Genomic DNA, 19,180 nt, shown 5'->3' with positions numbered 1-19,180 from the left:
CCTCCTAATTTAGGTTCAAAGTACGGTGAGCAGTCGGAGGGACCTCATCACGGTCTGTTAGCAATTCAATGACGGCAACACGGTTGATGGCAACAGCGTCCTTGATGGCTGTTTCGAACTCCTCCGCGGTCTCACATTTGTAACCCTTAGCGCCTAGTGATTCTGCGAATTTCACTGCATCCATAGGGACTTCGTAGATAGTTCCGTCAATACGTCCTGTAGTTTTTTCCATACCTTTTAGAGCCATATCTAGCTGTTTATTATTCACAACAATGAATATGACAGGAATATCCTTGCAGACAGCAGCGTTAATCTCTGCGCCTAGCATCATAAAGCAGCCGTCTCCTGTAATGCAGAAGATCGTTTCTTCTGGAGCAGCAACCTTTGCACCAATCGCCATCCCGATGGAATTACCCATGCAAGCAAAGTAAGCATCGAAAACAAAACTGCCCGGTTTCTTAACCTTGTACCATTTCGCAGCATGGAAACCGTGACTTCCATCATCAACAAAGACTGTGCTGTTATAAGGAATCAAATCACTCATCGTACTCAAGACCGATGCAAGTGAAAGGTTTGGTAAAATCGGAGGCTCTTCGGTATAATCAGAATTTGTCGGTGCTTCGCGTTTTGTGATGTTGTTCGTGTCAATATTATTGAGATAGTAAACTAGATTGTCGCGTAGATCTCCAGTCACTGGAATCGTTTTAGAGAACAATATTTTTCCGACAAAAGTCGGATCGCTATCAAACTGAATTAATGTTGCAGGATGATTTTCCCTTTTAAGATTACAAATAGTCATATCACTTAAACGTGACCCGAGAACGATAAATAGATCACTTTGATTCAGCAAGTCATCCCCATGGGTACAACCGCCTACTCCAATTGGACCGTGATAGAGTGGATGATCCCAAGCTATAGCCCCTTTACCACCTGGAGATGTAACTACAGGAATATTAAATGTTTCCGCTAATTGAATTAGCTCACTATGTGCTCCTGAGCGGTTAACGCCTTTACCCGCGATAATTATTGGATTCTTAGAGTTATTTATAGCATCAAGTACACGGTCGATATTAGCATGGCTAACCAGTGATTCGCGTTCAGGGATTACAATATTACATTCCTCTAGCAATTCCGTTTGTACATCAAAGGGAATACAAAGGTGAACTGGACCACGATTACCGCTCAAAGCAATGGATATGGCATGATTAAAGATTGTGTTAAAGTGATCTCCACGTTCAATAAGCTTGCTATATAAGGTGGCAGGTCTAAACATATCAGCTAAATCAGCTAGAAAAGAAGTAGAGTCCTGACATTGGGGAATTCCAAGCTCTTTAATAGATTGATGGCCAGTAATAAATAGGACAGGTAGGTTGTTAGCCTTAGCATGTGCTGCTGCAGTTAATAGGTTTGTTCCACCAGGACCTGAAGTACCAAAAGCTACACCTAGTTTTCCAGTTTTAAGCGCATACCCGGCTGCTTCGAAGCCGGAACTGGACTCATGTCTCCCAGGAATAAATTCAATACCGTAATCTACCATTTTAAGAACAATAGGACAAATGGATTTCCCAATAATACCAAAGGAATGGGTAACACCTAGGTTCCGTAGTGCTTCCGACATGTAATCTGCGACTGTCTTCAAAAAATACACCTCACAAGTTGATTGTTATTTTAAAATCAAACATTAGAAAACCTGTGCTCTGAATTAGGGCACAGGTTGGTGGCATAAATCGCCATAGAGACTGAACAATTGTTCAGTCGTCTTGGTTTTCTGCAACCTGGCAGTCATGGCCTCTGATTAAAAATGAGGCTGTAGATCCATGGTTTTGCGTCATCCTCTTTCGAAGATTTTGCCAATATTAATTTTAAAATTTATAAGAAGAATTTTCCTTTACAATATATTCCTAGAGTACCTTTGTCAATATATTTTCGCAAATTAACTCGAATTTTGACGAAAGTCTTGTCCAACCTATGAAATAATAGATATAAAAAAACTCCCCCTAAGTCAAAACTTAAGAGGAGTTTTTGGACTTGTTTATATGATTTGCAAGTGACTTAAAACTTGAAAATATGGATAGTCTTCTGTAGATTAAACACAGCCTGTGTCATTTTCTCAGTTTCTTCAGCGACGGACTGCAGGGCATTAATTTGTTCATTCATAGCGGCGGATACTTCCTCGGTGCCGGCAGCGGTTTGCTGTGTGATTGCAGAGATGTTCTCTATTGCACTTGAGATTTTCAAGGCACTTTCCAACATCAGATCACTTTCAGCAGAGAAGGAAGAGATTTGCTCGGTAATATACTGCACACTTTGCACAATTTGAGCAAAGATATGAGCAGATTGAGTGATCATCTCATTCTGTACCTGTACGACTTCTTCGTTGATAGCGATATTGTCAATCGCTTGTTTGATATCAGTTTCGATGCTCCGAACTAAGCCAAAGACTTCCTTCGTTGAAGCCGTTGATTCTTCGGCAAGTTTACGAACCTCCTGTGCGACTACAGCAAATCCTCGACCATGCTCCCCGGCGCGTGCTGCTTCGATGGAGGCATTCAGCGATAAGAGGTTGGTCTGCTCAGCGATCTCTGTGATGGTTTTTGTAATCATCGTAATTCCGCGAGCATTATGAGACAGGGCTTCGATAGTATCAGCTACTTTTTGAGTAGCCTGGATGTTTTTGCGCATGCCTTCAGCTTGAGTATCAACGGACTGCCGTCCTTGTTCAACTAGTTCTAATGTATGTATTGAACGTCTGTTCATTTCTTTCGTTGAGTTCGTATAATTGGATACTTTATTCTCAATATCTTTAATGGATTCTGTCATTTCAGCGATATCCGTAGATATTTCATTTGCACCAAGAGCTAGCTCGTTAGACGAAGAGGCTACCTGTGCCATGACAATTTTCAAATTCTGATTCTTATCTTCGATTCCACGGCTTGCATCCATAACTTGACGAGTGATTTGTGATGCTTCTGTCAAAATCTTCTTGAGCTTGTCAATCATAGTATTAAAGGAACGACTTACGTCCCCCATAGACCCGTTCTCATCGGCTCTACTAGTAAAATCCCCTTTTGAAATACTATGAGATACATTCGCGATGTCATCAAAAGAAGATGTAAGCGTTCTCTCGATAAAGCGGGCCACGGGGAAAGTTAGAGCAGCAAGAACTACGATTAGAACAATACCCAAAATAATGTTGCCTAAGATCATAAAAGTAACTAAAACAGGAATGGCAAATAGTGCGGCAACGAGGTAACATCCGGCAACAATTCTTTGTTTTAACGGAAGTTTATGCATCCAGTTCATTGGTATAATGTCCTCCTTATTAATATTATGTATTGGTGTTATTATATGGGATTTAAAGGTGATTGGTCTATAGTAAGAACTGACATAAATCTTCTTTTCGGAGTAGTTCTTTAGATTTCGTGTCAAAAATCCTCATAAATAGCGGAAATTTTTGCGATAGCAGACTTTACCATCTCTAAAAGTTCTTGCGGTGAAAGTACAATAACCGAGGGACTAAAAGAAAGGATTATCCGGCAGGCCGACTCGATCGTATTAAATTCGGCATCTACGTTCACCCACTTTGCATTGCTTGTTGGCTCTATCAATTGGACAGAGACAAATCTTTCTCGCTGTAATTCTTTTAAGACAGATGTTCTAACCCTTAGCTTTACTTGATACTTTGGCAGTGCTGCTTTAAAGGCCGTGGTGGACTCTTCCCAGTACTGTTTTAAATCAAAGTCATCAGGTCTTTTAAACCACTCATGAGTCTCCTCAACGTTAACTAATCTGGACACACGAAAGGTCCGTAGTTCTTCTTTGCTTTTGGCTACGAGATACCATACTCCGCGTTTTGCAACTAACCCAAGAGGTTCAATGAAACGGACCGTTGTCTCGTTGCTCCGGAGATAAGTGATTTTTACTTTACGGTCCTCCCAGAGTGCTCTCTGCAGTACAGAAAGGAACGGATAAGTCTCATCCGAAGGATGCCAACTGGCGCCATCAATATGAACACGCTCGCTTAGGTAATTTGCTGGGTTACTAAGTCGATGTGAGGATGCAGCCTCTAGTTTGAGAAGAGCGGAAGAGTAGTCGTCTTGTATCCCCAGATCCTTCATTATAGATGCGTCAGCGGACAGAAGCAGTGAACCAATCTCTTGTGGCTTCATTCCCGTTAGGGAGGTTCGGTACCCTTCAGTTAGCATCCAGCCTCCTTCACGACCACGTTCAGCTAAAATGGGTATTCCTGCAGTACTTAATGCTTCCATATCACGAAACACAGTTCGTTCTGATACCTCGAGTGTTTGGGCCAATTCTCTAGAAGTCATTTTTCCACGATTTTGCAACAGAAGTAATATTGATAACAAACGGTCGGCTCTCATTAGGCTATTGTACCTCCTCGAATTATTGATTAGACGATCACCATTAATCATTTCTGAATTATGATTATATTATATATGTCAGTTGATGTCATATATACGGGCTATACTTATAAAACGTAAGGAATGTTCACAGAATATTGAAATCCGAATTCATGTGGAAAGGGTTGAGGGCTATGATATTGAAAGGGAAAGTCGCATTGGTTACCGGGAGCAGCAGAGGTGCTGGGAGAGGGATCGCTTTAGAATTAGCAAGAAGAGGTGCTTTTGTCTATATTACAGGGAGGACCACAGATGTATCCGTCACAGAGCATATTAAGGGGAGCATAGATAGCGTACTTAGAGAAATAAAAGAAAGTGGAGGTTCTGGTGCGGTAATACGATGTGACCATACGAAGGATCAAGAAACAGAAGCAGTGATCCGTCAGATCGCTGAAGAGCAGGGGCGGCTCGATATCTTAGTTAACAACGTGTGGGGAGGCAATGATTTAGCTATCGAGCAGAAGCCTTTTTGGGAGCTACCTACAGCTCATTGGGACAATATGTTTAATGCCGGTGTGAGAGCACAGATGATCACAAATTATTACGCAATTCCCTTCATGCGCAAGGCAAAAACTGGTGGTCTAATTATCCATACAACCTTCTGGGATCATTATAAATATTTAGGCAACTTTTATTATGATCTTTCTAAAAATGCACTTTTACGTATGGCTTTCGGATTGTCGAAGGAATTAAAGGATGACGGCATTGCGGTTATTCCACTTTCACCTGGATGGATGAGAACAGAAGCGGTTCTAGAAGCCATGAATACAGATGAGGAACATTGGCAAGAAGTTGAGGAACTGAAAATGAGTGAATCGACGACATATATTGGTCGAGCAGTGACTGCACTAGCCGCTGATCCAGAGGTTATGTGTATGTCCGGTGAGCCGCAGCTGGTTGGAAAGCTTGCTGAAAAGTATGGTTTTACTGATATTGATGGAAGGATAATCCCTTCGTTCATAATATAGGAAGAAAGAGAATCGTAAAATATAAGAAAGGCCACTCCAGTACATTCTGGAATGGCCTTTCTATATTATAGATTAAAGAAGGATGATTTCTTCAGCGGTGTTAATTTCTGGTAAACCAGCGAGTTTCACAAGAACTTGCTTAGGAACGGCTTTGTCAACGGTCAGCAGCATGATTGCAGCGCCCCCAACAATTTTACGTCCCACTTGCATGGAAGCGATGTTTACATCGTTCTCACCAAGCAATGTACCCACGAGTCCGATAATCCCTACTTTGTCGTTATGGGATACAAAGATTTGATGACCTTCAGGAGCAATATCAACTGGGAACTTATTCACTTGAACAATCCGTTCTCCATAACCTTGCAGCAGGGTGCCGGCAACAAGATACTCTTGGTCACGATCAGCTTTTAGAGTAACAGTAATAAGGTTGGTAAAGCCTTTAGTTTTAGAAGCTTTAGTTATTACTACGTTCACGTCGCGTGTTTTCGCTAAATGCATGGAGTTTACGATATTAACGTCCTCTGCAAAGTGGCGGGAGAGCACACCTTTTACAATGTAGCGGGTTAGTGGTTGGGTATCTACATCCGAAAGATCACCAGCGTATTCAACATGGATCTCACGGATAGCAGCAGCTGCAATTTGGGTAACAAAGCTGCCCAGTTTTTCCCCAAGCGTGAAGTAAGGTTGAAGCTTATTCATTACACTTGGAGCCACTGGAGGAATGTTGACCGCGTTAATGAACGGTTCATTACGCAGAATATGCAACACTTGCTCCGAAACATCGATCGCCACATTTTCTTGAGCTTCAATCGTAGAAGCGCCAAGGTGAGGAGTCACGATGATTTTTGGATGAGACAGGAAAGGATGATCTGCTTGCGGCGGCTCTTTCTCAAATACGTCGAACGCAGCGCCAGCAACAATACCGCTATCTATAGCTTCTACTAATGCCATTTCATCAATTACACCACCACGTGCACAGTTGATGATGCGCATTCCCTTTTTCATCACTTCGAATTGTGGGCGAGAAATCATATGGCGTGTTTCCGGAGTAAGTGGAGTGTGCACAGTAATGAAGTCTGCTCCGCGAACAACATCGTCTACGGAAGCCAGTTTAACTTCCATCTTTTCAGCACGTTCAGCTGTTAGGAAAGGATCGAAAGCAAGAATTTCCATACCGAAAGCTTTAGCACGTTTAGCCACTTCGCTACCGATTCTGCCCATTCCGAGTACACCTAAAGTTTTGCCACGAAGCTCTACACCTACGAATGTTTTTCTATCCCAGGTTCCACCGATTGTTTTTGCATAAGCTTGTGGAATATGACGGGCCAGAGCCATCATCATTGCGAAAGCATGCTCACAAGTCGTAATTGTATTTCCATCAGGAGCATTGATTACAACAATACCACGCTTTGTTGCAGCATCCAGTTTGATATTATCTACACCAACACCTGCACGACCAATTACTTTTAGATTTTTTCCTGCTTCGATGATTTTGTCTGTTACAGTAGTTTGACTGCGGACAAGGAGACCATCGTATTCACCGATAATTGCAATGAGTTCGTCTTCGCTGAGTCCTGTTTTTTTGTCAACAACTACATCTTCTGCGTCCATCAATTGCTGAATGCCCAAATCACTGATTGGATCCGATACTAATACTTTAAACATGGTTTCTTATCCCCCTTAAAGTTGAAAAGCTTTATATGTCGAGGACGCCTTTTTGGGCAATCCACAATACCTGAAGATTCACGAACTAGTAGAGAAAAAACATGCGATAATAGTAGATCAACGCGGTGTCGCATAAAAGAAGCTGCGTGCAGAAGTACCGCGGAATCGGTAACTTTGGGCAAAAGGATAGTATAGATTAGGTATTTAGAAATTAAAAAAACTCCCGACCCCCATACTACTGCCGTAGTAAGGGACGAGAGTTATCTTCGTGGTACCACCCTAATTCACTGCAACTTGGAAGAAGCAGCCTCATTGGCCTGCAAAGGCCACACTGGTAACGGAGTTGATCCGATTGCACCTACTTTAAGGTTCGATACAATATCTCAGGAGCGCTAAAGACATCTGTTTGTCACCGGTTTGCACCAACCACCGGCTCTCTGAAGACTTCCAGAATCTTTGTTCCATCATCGTTTTTGATTGATTAATTTTTTCATAATGTAACACGGTAATGTAGATGTGTCAATAGGCTTTAAAAGTATGCTTTCTTGAAGTGAACTTCATTTTTCGTTATGATTCAATGACTGGTTCTATTCATAAAAAAACGGGAGCTGTGGAATCGTCTCCTTGCTATAGTACTGCTCTCGCCACTTCATAAAATCCTCTACCTGTATAGCACCTGTGGAAATAAGCAGGGTTACTGAGGACTGAACATCCGTAAGATTCAATGAACTGGCTGTACCAGAATGTATCAAATCGTCTATTTTTGCAGTAATGTCCTGAGGATCGTAGGCTGCAAAAATTCCGCGATTTAACATCATATCAGCGATGGATGCGTTCTTTTGAAGAAGAGGCATTTTTTTCCACTGGATAAAGGACATGGTCTTTAGCTCACCAGCAACAGAAGGGATTTTCTGGTTTGTCTTAGAGCCCCACTTTAGCATAGAATCATAAAAGTTCTTTTGTGCGAGCAATCCGAATTTAACCGCACCGGCAGTATAAGGATCATTTTTCAGCAATTTTGCCGTCTCTGCACCAGATGCACTTGCACTTATTTCACCAGAAGCTTTTGAGAATAAAGTTAAGCTTTTGAGTATGTTTAGCTGTGATTGATGTAATAAGGGAGAGTCGGAAAAGATAGAGTCCTGGTTAACTCTTTCATATTGTTTATCTGCTAGAAGGCTAAGATTCTTCATAGCTGCTGCATTTACACGGGCATCTGTACTGCGTGCCAACTTGTCCACTTGTGTGTTCCAATTCTGCTTGAATTCCCGATAAGGCAAAAATACGTTATGATAGAAAGTAACAAGATCCTTCTGTTGGTAAGAGCCCGTGAATTCTTCTAATCCATATCCATTACTGCTCTTTTGTTGCTCATATTTAGCTTCCGTTTTGTCTGCGCCAACCTTGACGCCTGTGAAAAATGCGGCGAAGGCGCAAATAAGGAAAAACAAAAAAAATAGAGTGTACAACATTTGTGTACGGGAGTTACGTTGGCTCATAATAAGTGCTCCTTTTTCTGGGGGAATTATCCTATGTATTATGTATTGATAGCAACATTATGGACGGTTTCTCTTTCGGAGCTGCCCCAAAAAAATAAAGAACAGGCAGGTCACGATGAAAAAATTCAAATTTGGCGAGATTAAGATAAAAAAGGTAGAGCCAGGTCAGTTAACAGACCGTCTTCTGCTCCTCAATCTCTACATTACTCAGGGGCTTACATTAATTATCGGTTTGATATGGATATTATTTCAGAAAAGAAATCCTTTTCAGCTATTAATTTTTCCAGAAAACGTACATTTTGTGGCATGGGGTCTTGGACTTGCTGCTGTAATGCTGGTAGTTGATTATTTATTGACTCATATTGTACCTGAAGAAAGTATGGATGACGGGGGAATAAACGACCTTTTATTTCGAAATCGGCCCGTATGGCACATTGTTGTAATTGCAGCTATGGTATCGATCTGTGAAGAGCTTCTGTTCAGAGGAGCCATTCAGTATTCCATTGGTCCTTATTGGACGAGTATTTTGTTTGCTCTTATTCATGTTCGCTATTTGCGCCACTTTGTACCTACCGGATGGGTATTCTTAAGCAGCTATGGTCTTGGATATATATACATTCAATCAGGAAGCCTATGGGCACCTATACTTTGTCATTTCTTCATCGACCTTTTCTCTGGTCTGGTGATCCGCTACAGGAGGGAATCATGAGTGAGGAATTGAGCCGGTTGAAGTCTCGTCAGAAAAAGCGCAGTGGCAAAGGCAAAACTTCTGGCAAAAGTAAAAAAACGAATCCGCGATCGGAGGGGGCTCCTAGAAAGAGCAATCATTCCCGGACAACAACGGCAACTTTATCAAGGAAAGCGCGCCGTCCGGCAGCTTCTGCGAAGGGATCTAACGCTGGAAACAAAGAGCAGGAAGAATCTGTTCCATCACGTTCGAATACGTATTCATCAGAACGTGTTCGGCTTAGTAAAATGTTTGTTAACTCTCTGATTTTCATCTTTGTAATATTGCTGGTGGCGCTCCTCTGGTGGGGAATCGAAGGGGCGCCGCCTTTGAGTACTTTATGGTGATTTTTTGGATTTGGGGATTGGTTGTGGTTGTGTTTTTGATTGCACTAATCATTGCTGTGATTATGGTGAGTAACGCCTTTAGAAATAGAATTATTACCGAGGAAATAATTTTGAAGTCGCTCCCAGATGAGTTTGATGGGTTTCGTCTCTTATTTATAACTGACATCCATCGCCGCCGCCTTCCAACAGCACTGCTGACTCCGTTAAAGGGAACGGTGGGTGCTGTTTTATTAGGTGGTGATCTAACAGAAAAAAACAGTCCTCTGGATCGACTGACTGATAATATGACTTTAGTGACTTCTATTGCTCCTACCTATGTAGTACATGGAAATCATGATTATCGAGCTGATATTTCACTAGTTGATCAGATTATCCGGGGCAGTGGTGCAAAGCTGTTAATGGATGAGAATGTGCGTATTGAACGTGAGGGAGCTTCTCTTTGGTTAACGGGAGTGGATTTTCCGAAAAAGGGTGGTAACACTTCTTATCGTCCATTACCTGGATTAACGTCACGTGCTTCTTCACTAAATAACACTTGTCGTATCATTCTTGTTCACGATCCGCTCTGGTTGTCCAAACGTCAAAGTGTGCCAGCGGATCTGATATTAGCAGGCCACACGCATGGAGGGCAGGTCATTCTTCCTTTTTTGGGTCAAAGGCATGTGGAAAATTTCTATCATAAATATGATGCAGGAATGTTTCAATGGCCCAGAAGAGATGGGACAGGGAGGGATGCGAAGCTGCTGATTAGCAGAGGGTTTGGAACCTCTCACTTGCCGATCCGCTGGGGAAGTCCTGCTGAGATGCACGTGCTAACACTCCGAAAAGAGAAACATTAGAAAGCTGTCTTTGTACCGCTTGAACGGGTGGACAAAAAAACAGGTAATCTCCTTTCCATCAAGGGGATTACCTGTTTTTATTTATCCTAATTAGGAATTAGCGCATCTTAAGCTCAATACTGCGAGGATCTACAAAGCTATAGCCCTTGCCTTCAAGAGTAGTAAGCAGTTTATCCAACGCTTCAACTGTCCAAGGTAGCTCATGCATCAGAATATTACTGCCAGAATGCAATTGATCCGTCACATTTTTGATTAACTTATCTGTTTTTCCGGTTTCTTTCTCTTTCATTTCCCAGTCCAGTGATCCATTGGACCAGGTCATATACAACATCCCATTCTCAGCGGAAATCTTCTTCCCTACATCTCCGCCAGCACCATGTGGGGGACGGAAAAACTGAGGGGCTTCACCAATAATCTCCTTGACCGCATTTTGAACGTCTTCGATTTGCTTTTTGACCTCAGTGTAAGACTTGTCCTTCAACACAATATGATCCCAGCTATGGTTGCCGATAATCCCTCCGCGGTTATGAATTAACTCTAGAAGCTCGGGATGCGCTTTAACGCGGTATCCATTCACGAAGAAGATCGCTTTGGCCTGATGTTTGTCCAGAACATCCATTAACGGATTAATCATTTCCGCATCTTTGGGACCGTCATCAAAAGTGAGTAACACGACTTTTTTATTTGTAGTTTCCTCATTTGGGACGATGTCGTAATTTTTGTTCATATGGTACAGCAGTGGAATTTCAGCGGAGGCTTCATCCTTACTGGCTGTATTATTACTACCTGTAGTTCCTCCATCTGCTGACGCTTCAGGGGTAGGGCTGGCTGTAACTTCAGGGGAAGGCGCTGTAGTTTCTGCGCTCTGTGTAGCTGCCGCCGTAGGCGTATTGTTTGTGGTGTTTGTATCCTCGGCTGTCTTTCCATTCGCACCGCTGTTGCCACAGGCTGTCAGCAGTAAGGTAGCCAGTAGGAGCACTGATGTCATTTTACCCACTTTTTTCAACTCGCTTTCTTCTTATTAGGTTGCATGAGCGGCAATCTTTCCGCGAACACTAAACATGATTTTACCATACAAGGAGGCTGGAAATATGAATACTTCGTCATTTTTATGTGGGGTGCTGATGGGCGTCGCAGCCAGTATGATTATGTCCAAAAAGCGGAATTCTCTAATGTCTTCGCTGGGGCAATCGGGCGGTTCCATGAGTGGAGCAGCAGATAAAGCAAAAGAAAAAATAATTGGTATGGCTACGACAGGGTTTGGAAACACTGCTGCTTCAAGCAGCAATGCAAGCAGTAATACAAGCGGCAATGCTCAAAGTAATGGTTCGAACAGCGGAACCTCTGAGCATAAAACGGAATCACCGGCAAAATCAAAAGAATCCAATCTCAAATTACTGAAGGATTTCATTCGCAACAATCCTGAAGTGAAGAGCGAAGTGGAGCAAATTCTTAAAGAAACGCATACTGCCATACCGGGATTGTAACCGTAAAGGACTCCTTCAGAATCATTTTGAGGATGAAATATTCCGCAGAATGATTCTTTTTTATATTCAAGGGCTTGAAAGTGGTTTATGAATTAGAATAAGCTCTTCAGTAGTGGCAATGCTTTAAGAGGATTTTATATATTTATTTTCGTGCATTTATCTCTGCAAAATGATAACATACATACATAGTAACCATTTTTGGCTCATTACTCGGGACTCATCATACATTATAATAAATGAGCTTGCAAAAGGAGGATCCTGTCATGAGAATAGAGCGATTAAGTCAAGATAAGATACGGATTTTCCTCACTTTTGACGACCTGAGCGAGCGGGGCATCCAGAAGGAAGACATGTGGCAGGAAGTTCCTAAGGTTCATGACCTGTTTACGGAGATGATGGACCAAGCATATAGTGAACTAGGTTTTGATGCTACCGGTCCGCTTGCCGTAGAAGTTTTCGCATTGCCCGCCCAAGGCATGGTCGTTATAGTGACCCGAGGAAAATATGATCACCATCAGTACGGTGCGTCCGGGGAAGAAGAATTGCCAGAAGAGATTTACGAAATGGAAGTTACTCTTGAACAAAGCGACTCCATTGTATATGCATTCCGCGATTTCGAGGTTCTTGTTGAAGCGGCACATGTGCTCATTGGTAATATTACTTCCCAGGGGAAACTGTATTCTTATAACAATAAATGGTATCTGTACTTCGATCCTAAGGAATTTGAAGAAACAGCGTTGTCAGGTCTTGTTGGCGTACTAGCTGAGTTTGGAGATTCCTCACCGGTTACTGAAGCTGTCCTCGATGAATACGGGAAGACAGTAATGCCGGAGAATGCAGTCCAGTTATTGTGCACTCATTTTAAGCGTCAGGATTAAATAGCATGATAGGGCTGATAAGCATCGTTTTAGCTAATTAGCCCTATTCTTGTTCTTGATGGTATGGCGGTCATTCTTGAATTAAAGCTGTTATCTGCCTTGCTGTAATCAGCAGAATAAGGCGCTAGGGATATAGGGAGGTTATTCGGTGCTCGTGTTATCGGTTATTTCGTCGGCAGTAGCGCCGGGACTTGCTCTGCTGACCTTTTTTTATTTGAAAGATAAGTATGATCAAGAACCGCTTCATATCGTTATTAAGGTGTTCCTGCTAGGCCTTCTGATTGTATTCCCTGTTATGATCATTCAGAGAGGACTAATGCTGGGGCTGAATGGCGGTCCTTATGTGGAGTCGTTTCTCATATCCGCTGGCGTGGAAGAATGTCTAAAATGGTTTGTGCTTTACCATATGATTTACAATCACACCGAATTTGACGAGCCATATGATGGGATACTATACGCCGTAGCGATTTCGCTCGGCTTCGCAACAATAGAAAATATAATGTACGCTTGGTATAGCAATGCATCAATCGGTTCCATGTTCCTGAGAGCACTGCTTCCGGTTTCTGGACACGCTATGTTTGGTGTAATTATGGGCTATCATTTAGGGAGAGCCAAGTTCTCAAAAGGAGCTAAAACAAAAGGGATTCTGTTAATCTCTATCTTGCTGCCATGGTTGTGGCATGGGATTTATGACTTTATTTTGAGTACGACAGCTAACTACTGGATATGGTTTATTGTTCCTCTGATGGCTATTCTATGGTACGGAGGGATGGGGAAAGTGGATAGGGCAAATAGCCGGTCCCCTTTCCGCTTTCTGAAACGAGAAGAAGAGGTTAACCTATAATCGAGATGGACACACTTATATTCAAAGGATTGTTCCTTAGCGGGAGATTCCAGAGAGGAGAGAGGTGTCTTTTTTTGCGTATAAAAGTCCGTATACTTTGCAAACAATGCGGTGAGACCTACATATTAAGAGGGATAAAAGAGCAGGGTGTGATTCAAACCGGCTTTAAGCAATGCCTTTGCAGTAATAGCAGTGGCTTTGAAATTGAAGAGAGAGCATAAGCGCTATGCTATGCAAATTTGGAGTGAAATCCCTCTATTCAAACACTTTAGTCATATTGTGTTACAGAAGGGTGCATAAGACTCCTAGTTTATTGTCAAACTAACGCCAATAAGCTATCGAAAGGAGTCTTGTAGCCCTATGTACAAAAGATTAAGTGCTGTAATGTTCCCGCTGACTGCGCTGCTGTTAATTGGCGCGCTCGTGTGGGGTTATCAGGAGAATCAGGAGAAGAATGCGATCCTAATTAAGGCGGAGAACCAATATCAGCGTGCCTTTCATGATTTGTCTTACCATGTGGAGCGTCTTCATGGAGAGCTGGGAAACACACTAGCTGTTAACTCCGCTTCTAACGGGATGCACCGCAAAGGACTTGTTAATGTGTGGCGGATGACCAGTGAGGCACAAAATGAAATCAATCAGTTGCCACTCACATTACTGCCATTTAGCAAAACGGAGGAGTTTCTGTCCAAAATCTCAAACTTTTCTTATAAAGCTGGGATTCGTGATTTCGCTAAGAAGCCTTTGACAGATGGTGAATTGAGCAATTTAAAAGCATTGTATAAGAGCTCTGGAGAAATCTCAAAAGATTTGCAAGATGTTCAGAATAAAGTGATTGGTAGCCGTTTACGCTGGATGGATGTTGAAACTGCATTGGCTACAGAGAATAAGGCAGAAGATAATTCGATTATTGACGGCTTCAAGTCGGTGGACAAACGTGTCGAAGGTTACCCTGACCTGGATTGGGGTCCTTCAGTTGCAAGTATTTACGATAAACGCTCTGTAAAAATGCTCGGAGGTACCCCTGTTTCAGTTGAAGATATCAAACGTAAAGCCATTAAGTTTGCTAATGCAGGCTCGAACGCTAAGGTAGACGTTAAAGAAAACGGCAAAAATACGAAGTGGCCTTCATATACGGCTACAGTCAGTGGTTCGAATAATAAGCAGATTATCAGTATGGATTTCACCAAAAATGGTGGTCTACTGATCTCTTATTACGATAACCGTGAGATAGGACCTGCTAAGGTGACCCTAGAAGAGGCAGTTACTAAGGCGGAGCAGTTTCTTAAGAAAAAAGGATATCCTCATATGACTGCGGTTAATGCTGACCGTTATGATAATATCGGGAATTTAACCTTTGTAACGAGCCAAAATGATGTCTTGATTTATCCTGAGAAAATGACGATCCGTATTGGACTTGATACTGGGACAGCGGTTGGATTTGAGGCTAGCGAATATGTCAATGAGCATAAGGACAATCGTAAAATTCCAAAGCCAAAGCTGACTCTGGCGGAAGCGAAGAAATTTCTGAATTCGGATTTCAATGAGAATTACCATCGCATGGCGTGGATTAAAAATGATGACTCCGTAGAAGTCTTGACTTACGAATTTGGCGGAGAGGTAAATGGTACTCAGTATCGTATTTACCTTAATGCGGACGACGGCATTGAAGAGTCCGTGGAAGAAATTAGGCCTTCTTCAGGAGTAGAACAAAAGTGAAAAAACAGGGCTCATCCATTATTTGGATGGGCTCTTCTTTATTTTTGAAATTCAAATAATATTTATCTCATTGGGTGATATTCCCATGCTATAATCATTGTTAACTATACTGATTTGGCGGTGACATCTTTGTATCCTAAAATTAATGAATATCTATACATACAGGTTGCTTCCAGTGACGCTGCTGAAGCAGAAGTTGAATATAGATCGAGAATTGCAGAGACAGAGGACGACGCATTCCTGATTGAAATTCCTATGCAGGAAAGTGACGGTCGTCTGAAACGACTTTTTATGGGGGACGAGCTTTCGGTTTATTTTATTACTGAGGGTGGCATTAAAAATTACTTTAATACTCATGTTCTCGGGTTTAAAGAAGATGTAATTCGTATGGTCCGGATACAAAAACCAGAGGCGGATTCGATTTTCAAAATTCAGAGACGAAGCTTTTTTCGGGTGAATGCAGATCTTGAATTAGCTGTGAAGGATAGCTTTGGCAAAAGATTCCTTGTACGTACAGATGATATCGGCGGCGGAGGAACGTCTTTCTTGGTGGATCACCAAGTGAAGCTCGAAGTGGGAGCGAAATTATCCTGCTGGGTTCTAGTGCCTTATCGAAATGGTAGTATTGAGCATGTGGACTTTGAAGGTGAAGTGGTCCGGATTAAAAAGCTTGAAAACGGGCGCCAATTGGCCATGCTGAAATTTGTGGCTATTACGGATAATGAGCGTCAGAAAATAATACGTTACTGCTTTGAACGACAGTTTGATTTCCGCAACCGATAGGCATTTTTCTTAGCTCTATTAAGTGTTCTGATTTTGCACTGAATTATAAACTGTGGTATAATTTTATAAGTCGCAGGCAATGCCTGCTTTTTTCTTGATAATATCATCAAGCATATCCATTTGTATGTGCTCCTTGATATTGCAGGAATGAACTTGACATCGCTAGATGCTTTTCTTATGAAAGAGTGTTTGAGGAGGAATGCCCCGTTGGATAGGCAGGGTACACATACTTACGACAGAATTAACGTCGCCATCGACGGACCTGCCGGGGCAGGCAAGAGTACTGTAGCCCGATTGGTAGCCCAGAAGTTGTCTTATATTTATGTCGATACAGGCGCAATGTACCGGGCAATCACCTGGTATATGATCCGAGAAGGCATAGAACCGGAAGATCAGAATCAAGTGAACCAGAAAGTTCACGATATGGTTATTGAGCTTATTCCGGAAAAAGACATCCAGAAGGTGCTGATTAATGGGGAAGACGTAACGCCGCATATTCGGAGTCTTCAGGTTAGCGGCCTTGTGTCGCAGTATTCGAAGATCGAAGGTGTAAGGTCCAGACTGAGTCATTTGCAGCGTCAGATGGCGCTTCGCAAAGGCGTTGTAATGGATGGCCGCGATATCGGTACGACCGTGCTGCCCGATGCCGAAGTAAAGATTTTTATGACGGCAAGTGTGGAAGAAAGAGCTCTCCGTCGTTATAAGGAATTGAGAGACGCGGAATCGGTGACGCTTCAGCAGCTTGAACATGATATTGCACAGCGGGATCGTCTGGATGAAGGACGGGAGATTTCACCGCTGCGACGTGCGGAAGATGCGATTCTTCTCGACACGACCTTTATGGATATCGATCAAGTCGTGGAGGCCATTGTATCCCATTGTAGATCTCATGTTGACGGGGAGAGAAATCATTTATGATTTATGTATTTTGCCGAGGATTGCTTCGCTTGATTTACGCAATTGTTTTCCCGCTTAAGATTGTGGGGGAAGAGAATGTGCCAAAGGAGGGCGGGGTGCTGCTCTGTGCCAACCATATTAGTTTGCTGGATCCGATGACTATCGGGATTAAGTTAGACCGTCAAGTAAAGTATATGGCTAAGGCAGAACTTTTTGAGGTTCCTGTGCTTGGCTGGCTCATTAACAAATTGGGTGCTTTTCCGGTCAAACGTGGTGGTGTAAGCAAAGAATCCATTAAAACGGCCCTTAACACACTTCGCGGTGGTAATGTCATGGGTATCTTCCCGGAGGGTACGCGTAACTCTGACGCCGGAGTTGCCAAGAAAGGTGCTGCAAGCTTTGCACTTCGAAGCGGTGCTGCAGTTGTTCCAGCCGCTATTGTCGGTGAGTACAAACCCTTTCGACGGATGGTTGTAGTCTATGGGGCTCCTATAGATCTCAGTCAATTTGCCGGTGCAGGAAGTGAATCTCTCGAGGCTGTTACCGATGTCATTATGGAACGCATCAATGAGATGAAGAAGTCGGGTATACCAACTGTTGGTTAAGGGATAAACGGAATCACAAATTTCGTCCTGTGCTATGATTAAATAACGGCATAGTCGCTATTTTTTGGAACATACTATCTTCAAGTGTAATTTGTAATACCAAGCAATGCTTGTTTTGAACTCTGCTATACGCAGGTTTAAATAAATGGGGTTTTGAATCGAGGAGGCTAATCACATGTCTGAAGAAATTAAAAATCAGGAAACTACGGAGAGCAATGAAACCGTAGAAGCGGTGGAATCCGCTGTGACAGAAAATAACGGAGCTGTAGAAGAAGTTGCTGCCGTTAACGAAGAAGAAGTGACTAACCAAGCTGACTTGGAAATCATTTCTCTGAAAAAAGGCGATACCGTGAAAGGAACAATCGTCAAAATTGAAGATAACCAAGCTTATGTAAGCATTGGATATAAATACGACGGTGTGATTCCGATTCGCGAATTGTCCGCAGTACAACTGGACAACGCTGCTGCAGCAGTAGAAGTTGGACAGGAAGTAGAATGTAAAGTTGTTAGCATCAACGACAACAAGGAAAGCCTTGTTCTTTCCAAACGTGCTGTTGATAGCGAAAAATCATGGGAAGATCTTGAGAAGTACTTTGCTTCCCAAGAAGCTTTCGAAGTTACTGTGGCTGACGTTGTTAAAGGCGGTCTAGTAGCTGATGTTGGAGCACGTGGATTTATCCCAGCTTCCATGGTTGAGCGTCACTTCGTTGAAGATTTCAGTGATTACAAAGGCCGTACCCTTCGTGTTAAAGTGAAAGAACTTGACCGTGAGAACAGCAAAGTAATCCTGTCCGCTAAAGAAGTTCTTGAAGAAGAGTTCGAAGCTAACAAGCTTAAAATTATGGCAGAACTGTCTGAAGGTCAAATCATTGAAGGTACTGTACAACGTCTGACCCAATTCGGCGCATTTGTTGATGTTGGCGGAGTTGACGGTCTTGTACACGTATCCGAAATCGCTTGGAATCACGTAGAGAAGCCTTCTGATGTAGTTTCTGAAGGTGATAAAGTACGTGTTAAAGTACTTAAGGTTGATCCTGAAAAAGGAAAAATCAGCCTGAGCATTAAAGCTGCTGCTCCAGGTCCTTGGGACTCTGCTGCTGGCGAAATCAACATCGGTGATGTTGTAACAGGCGTTGTAAAACGTCTTGTGAACTTCGGAGCATTTGTTGAATTGCTTCCAGGTGTGGAAGGTCTTGTGCATATTTCACAAATCTCCCACAAACACATTGCTACTCCACACGAAGTATTGAAAGAAGGACAAGAAGTACAAGTGAAAGTACTGGACTTCAATCCATCCGAGAAACGTGTTAGCCTGAGCATCAAAGAAACTGAAGAAGCTCCAGCACCTACTGCTAGACCTGAACGCAGCAACAGCAGAGACAGAGCTCCTAAAGAAGTTTTGAATAACCCTAACGTTTCTCTAAGCAACGAAGGCCTTAGCTTTACGCTTGCTGAACGTTTTGGAGACAAGTTGGACAAATTCAAAGGTAATAACTAATCC

At 42.6% G+C, this 19,180-nt stretch carries 18 protein-coding genes, 1 riboswitch and 1 other annotated feature; of the genes, 12 read left to right on the top strand and 6 right to left on the bottom strand.

What is annotated here, in order from left to right:
- Nucleotides 1-4: 4 nt before the first annotated feature.
- From MKY99_RS21210 to MKY99_RS21200, 3 genes are all read right to left on the bottom strand, one after another.
- A complete protein-coding gene (locus tag MKY99_RS21210) occupies nt 5-1,648 on the bottom strand; it encodes a thiamine pyrophosphate-binding protein (protein ID WP_052404378.1) in 1,644 nt (547 codons plus the stop codon).
- Between the two features lie 118 nt (nt 1,649-1,766).
- Nucleotides 1,767-1,862, bottom strand: a riboswitch (cyclic di-GMP riboswitch).
- A gap of 190 nt (nt 1,863-2,052) precedes the next feature.
- Nucleotides 2,053-3,303, bottom strand: coding sequence for a HAMP domain-containing methyl-accepting chemotaxis protein (locus tag MKY99_RS21205; protein ID WP_042190241.1), 1,251 nt, complete (start codon nt 3,301-3,303; stop codon nt 2,053-2,055).
- A 122-nt stretch (nt 3,304-3,425) separates the two neighbouring features.
- The gene (locus MKY99_RS21200) at nt 3,426-4,382 is read right to left on the bottom strand and encodes a YafY family protein (RefSeq protein WP_339266206.1); all 957 of its coding nucleotides are present in this window, start codon (nt 4,380-4,382) and stop codon (nt 3,426-3,428) included.
- Between the two features lie 152 nt (nt 4,383-4,534).
- Between MKY99_RS21200 and MKY99_RS21195 the strand changes: the two genes are divergently transcribed.
- On the top strand, nt 4,535-5,389 hold the full coding sequence (locus MKY99_RS21195; protein ID WP_339266205.1) for an SDR family NAD(P)-dependent oxidoreductase: 855 nt from the start codon (nt 4,535-4,537) through the stop codon (nt 5,387-5,389).
- 72 nt (nt 5,390-5,461) lie between these two features.
- Here the strand turns inward: MKY99_RS21195 and serA are convergent, their stop codons facing one another.
- Both serA and MKY99_RS21185 read right to left on the bottom strand, forming a co-directional pair.
- Nucleotides 5,462-7,054 (bottom strand): phosphoglycerate dehydrogenase, encoded by a 1,593-nt coding sequence (gene serA, locus MKY99_RS21190; protein WP_076284555.1) that lies wholly within the window; start codon nt 7,052-7,054, stop codon nt 5,462-5,464.
- A 246-nt stretch (nt 7,055-7,300) separates the two neighbouring features.
- Nucleotides 7,301-7,531 (bottom strand) — a binding site (T-box leader).
- Nucleotides 7,532-7,641: 110 nt separating this feature from the next.
- Entirely contained in the window at nt 7,642-8,553 is a 912-nt protein-coding gene (locus MKY99_RS21185) for a hypothetical protein (protein WP_042190235.1), read from the bottom strand.
- Between the two features lie 115 nt (nt 8,554-8,668).
- On the opposite strand from MKY99_RS21185, the gene MKY99_RS21180 reads away from it, so the two are divergent.
- Genes MKY99_RS21180 through MKY99_RS21170 form a run of 3 tightly spaced genes read left to right on the top strand, consistent with a single transcriptional unit; the run spans nt 8,669 to nt 10,466 of the window.
- The gene (locus MKY99_RS21180) at nt 8,669-9,262 is read left to right on the top strand and encodes a CPBP family intramembrane glutamic endopeptidase (RefSeq protein ID WP_042190233.1); all 594 of its coding nucleotides are present in this window, start codon (nt 8,669-8,671) and stop codon (nt 9,260-9,262) included.
- On the top strand, nt 9,259-9,627 hold the full coding sequence (locus tag MKY99_RS21175; RefSeq protein ID WP_339266203.1) for a hypothetical protein: 369 nt from the start codon (nt 9,259-9,261) through the stop codon (nt 9,625-9,627). The genes MKY99_RS21180 and MKY99_RS21175 overlap by 4 nt, the downstream gene beginning before the upstream one ends.
- Complete coding sequence (locus MKY99_RS21170; RefSeq protein ID WP_339266202.1) at nt 9,621-10,466, top strand: metallophosphoesterase; 846 nt, start codon at nt 9,621-9,623, stop codon at nt 10,464-10,466. The genes MKY99_RS21175 and MKY99_RS21170 overlap by 7 nt, the downstream gene beginning before the upstream one ends.
- Before the next feature lie 97 nt (nt 10,467-10,563).
- Here the strand turns inward: MKY99_RS21170 and MKY99_RS21165 are convergent, their stop codons facing one another.
- A complete protein-coding gene (locus MKY99_RS21165) occupies nt 10,564-11,463 on the bottom strand; it encodes a polysaccharide deacetylase family protein (RefSeq protein ID WP_149647065.1) in 900 nt (299 codons plus the stop codon).
- 94 nt (nt 11,464-11,557) lie between these two features.
- Here MKY99_RS21165 and MKY99_RS21160 point away from each other — a divergent pair, with 94 nt between their 5' ends.
- From MKY99_RS21160 to rpsA, 8 genes are all read left to right on the top strand, one after another.
- Nucleotides 11,558-11,953, top strand: coding sequence for a hypothetical protein (locus tag MKY99_RS21160; RefSeq protein ID WP_339266200.1), 396 nt, complete (start codon nt 11,558-11,560; stop codon nt 11,951-11,953).
- A 263-nt stretch (nt 11,954-12,216) separates the two neighbouring features.
- Nucleotides 12,217-12,831 (top strand): genetic competence negative regulator, encoded by a 615-nt coding sequence (locus tag MKY99_RS21155; RefSeq protein WP_042190227.1) that lies wholly within the window; start codon nt 12,217-12,219, stop codon nt 12,829-12,831.
- 148 nt (nt 12,832-12,979) lie between these two features.
- Nucleotides 12,980-13,675: a glutamic-type intramembrane protease PrsW gene (prsW, locus tag MKY99_RS21150; RefSeq protein ID WP_042129603.1), complete on the top strand. Its 696-nt coding sequence runs from the start codon at nt 12,980-12,982 to the stop codon at nt 13,673-13,675.
- A 360-nt stretch (nt 13,676-14,035) separates the two neighbouring features.
- Nucleotides 14,036-15,394 (top strand): germination protein YpeB, encoded by a 1,359-nt coding sequence (ypeB, locus tag MKY99_RS21145; protein WP_076284556.1) that lies wholly within the window; start codon nt 14,036-14,038, stop codon nt 15,392-15,394.
- A gap of 129 nt (nt 15,395-15,523) precedes the next feature.
- Nucleotides 15,524-16,177 carry a flagellar brake domain-containing protein gene (locus MKY99_RS21140; protein WP_042190221.1) on the top strand — a complete coding sequence of 218 codons (654 nt, stop codon included), beginning with the start codon at nt 15,524-15,526 and terminating at the stop codon, nt 16,175-16,177.
- Between the two features lie 207 nt (nt 16,178-16,384).
- Nucleotides 16,385-17,095, top strand: a complete 711-nt coding sequence (gene cmk, locus MKY99_RS21135; protein WP_231573321.1) for a (d)CMP kinase — start codon at nt 16,385-16,387, stop codon at nt 17,093-17,095.
- A complete protein-coding gene (locus tag MKY99_RS21130) occupies nt 17,092-17,679 on the top strand; it encodes a lysophospholipid acyltransferase family protein (protein ID WP_042190219.1) in 588 nt (195 codons plus the stop codon). Before cmk ends, MKY99_RS21130 begins: the two co-directional genes overlap by 4 nt.
- A gap of 175 nt (nt 17,680-17,854) precedes the next feature.
- A complete protein-coding gene (rpsA, locus tag MKY99_RS21125; RefSeq protein WP_256716304.1) occupies nt 17,855-19,177 on the top strand; it encodes a 30S ribosomal protein S1 in 1,323 nt (440 codons plus the stop codon).
- Nucleotides 19,178-19,180 lie beyond the last annotated feature (3 nt).

The organism is Paenibacillus sp. FSL R5-0470, assembly GCF_037975205.1.
GTDB lineage: Bacteria > Bacillota > Bacilli > Paenibacillales > Paenibacillaceae > Paenibacillus_AQ.
The sequence above is the reverse complement of the archived record's forward strand: the minus strand, read 5'-3'. Positions and strand labels throughout refer to the sequence as shown.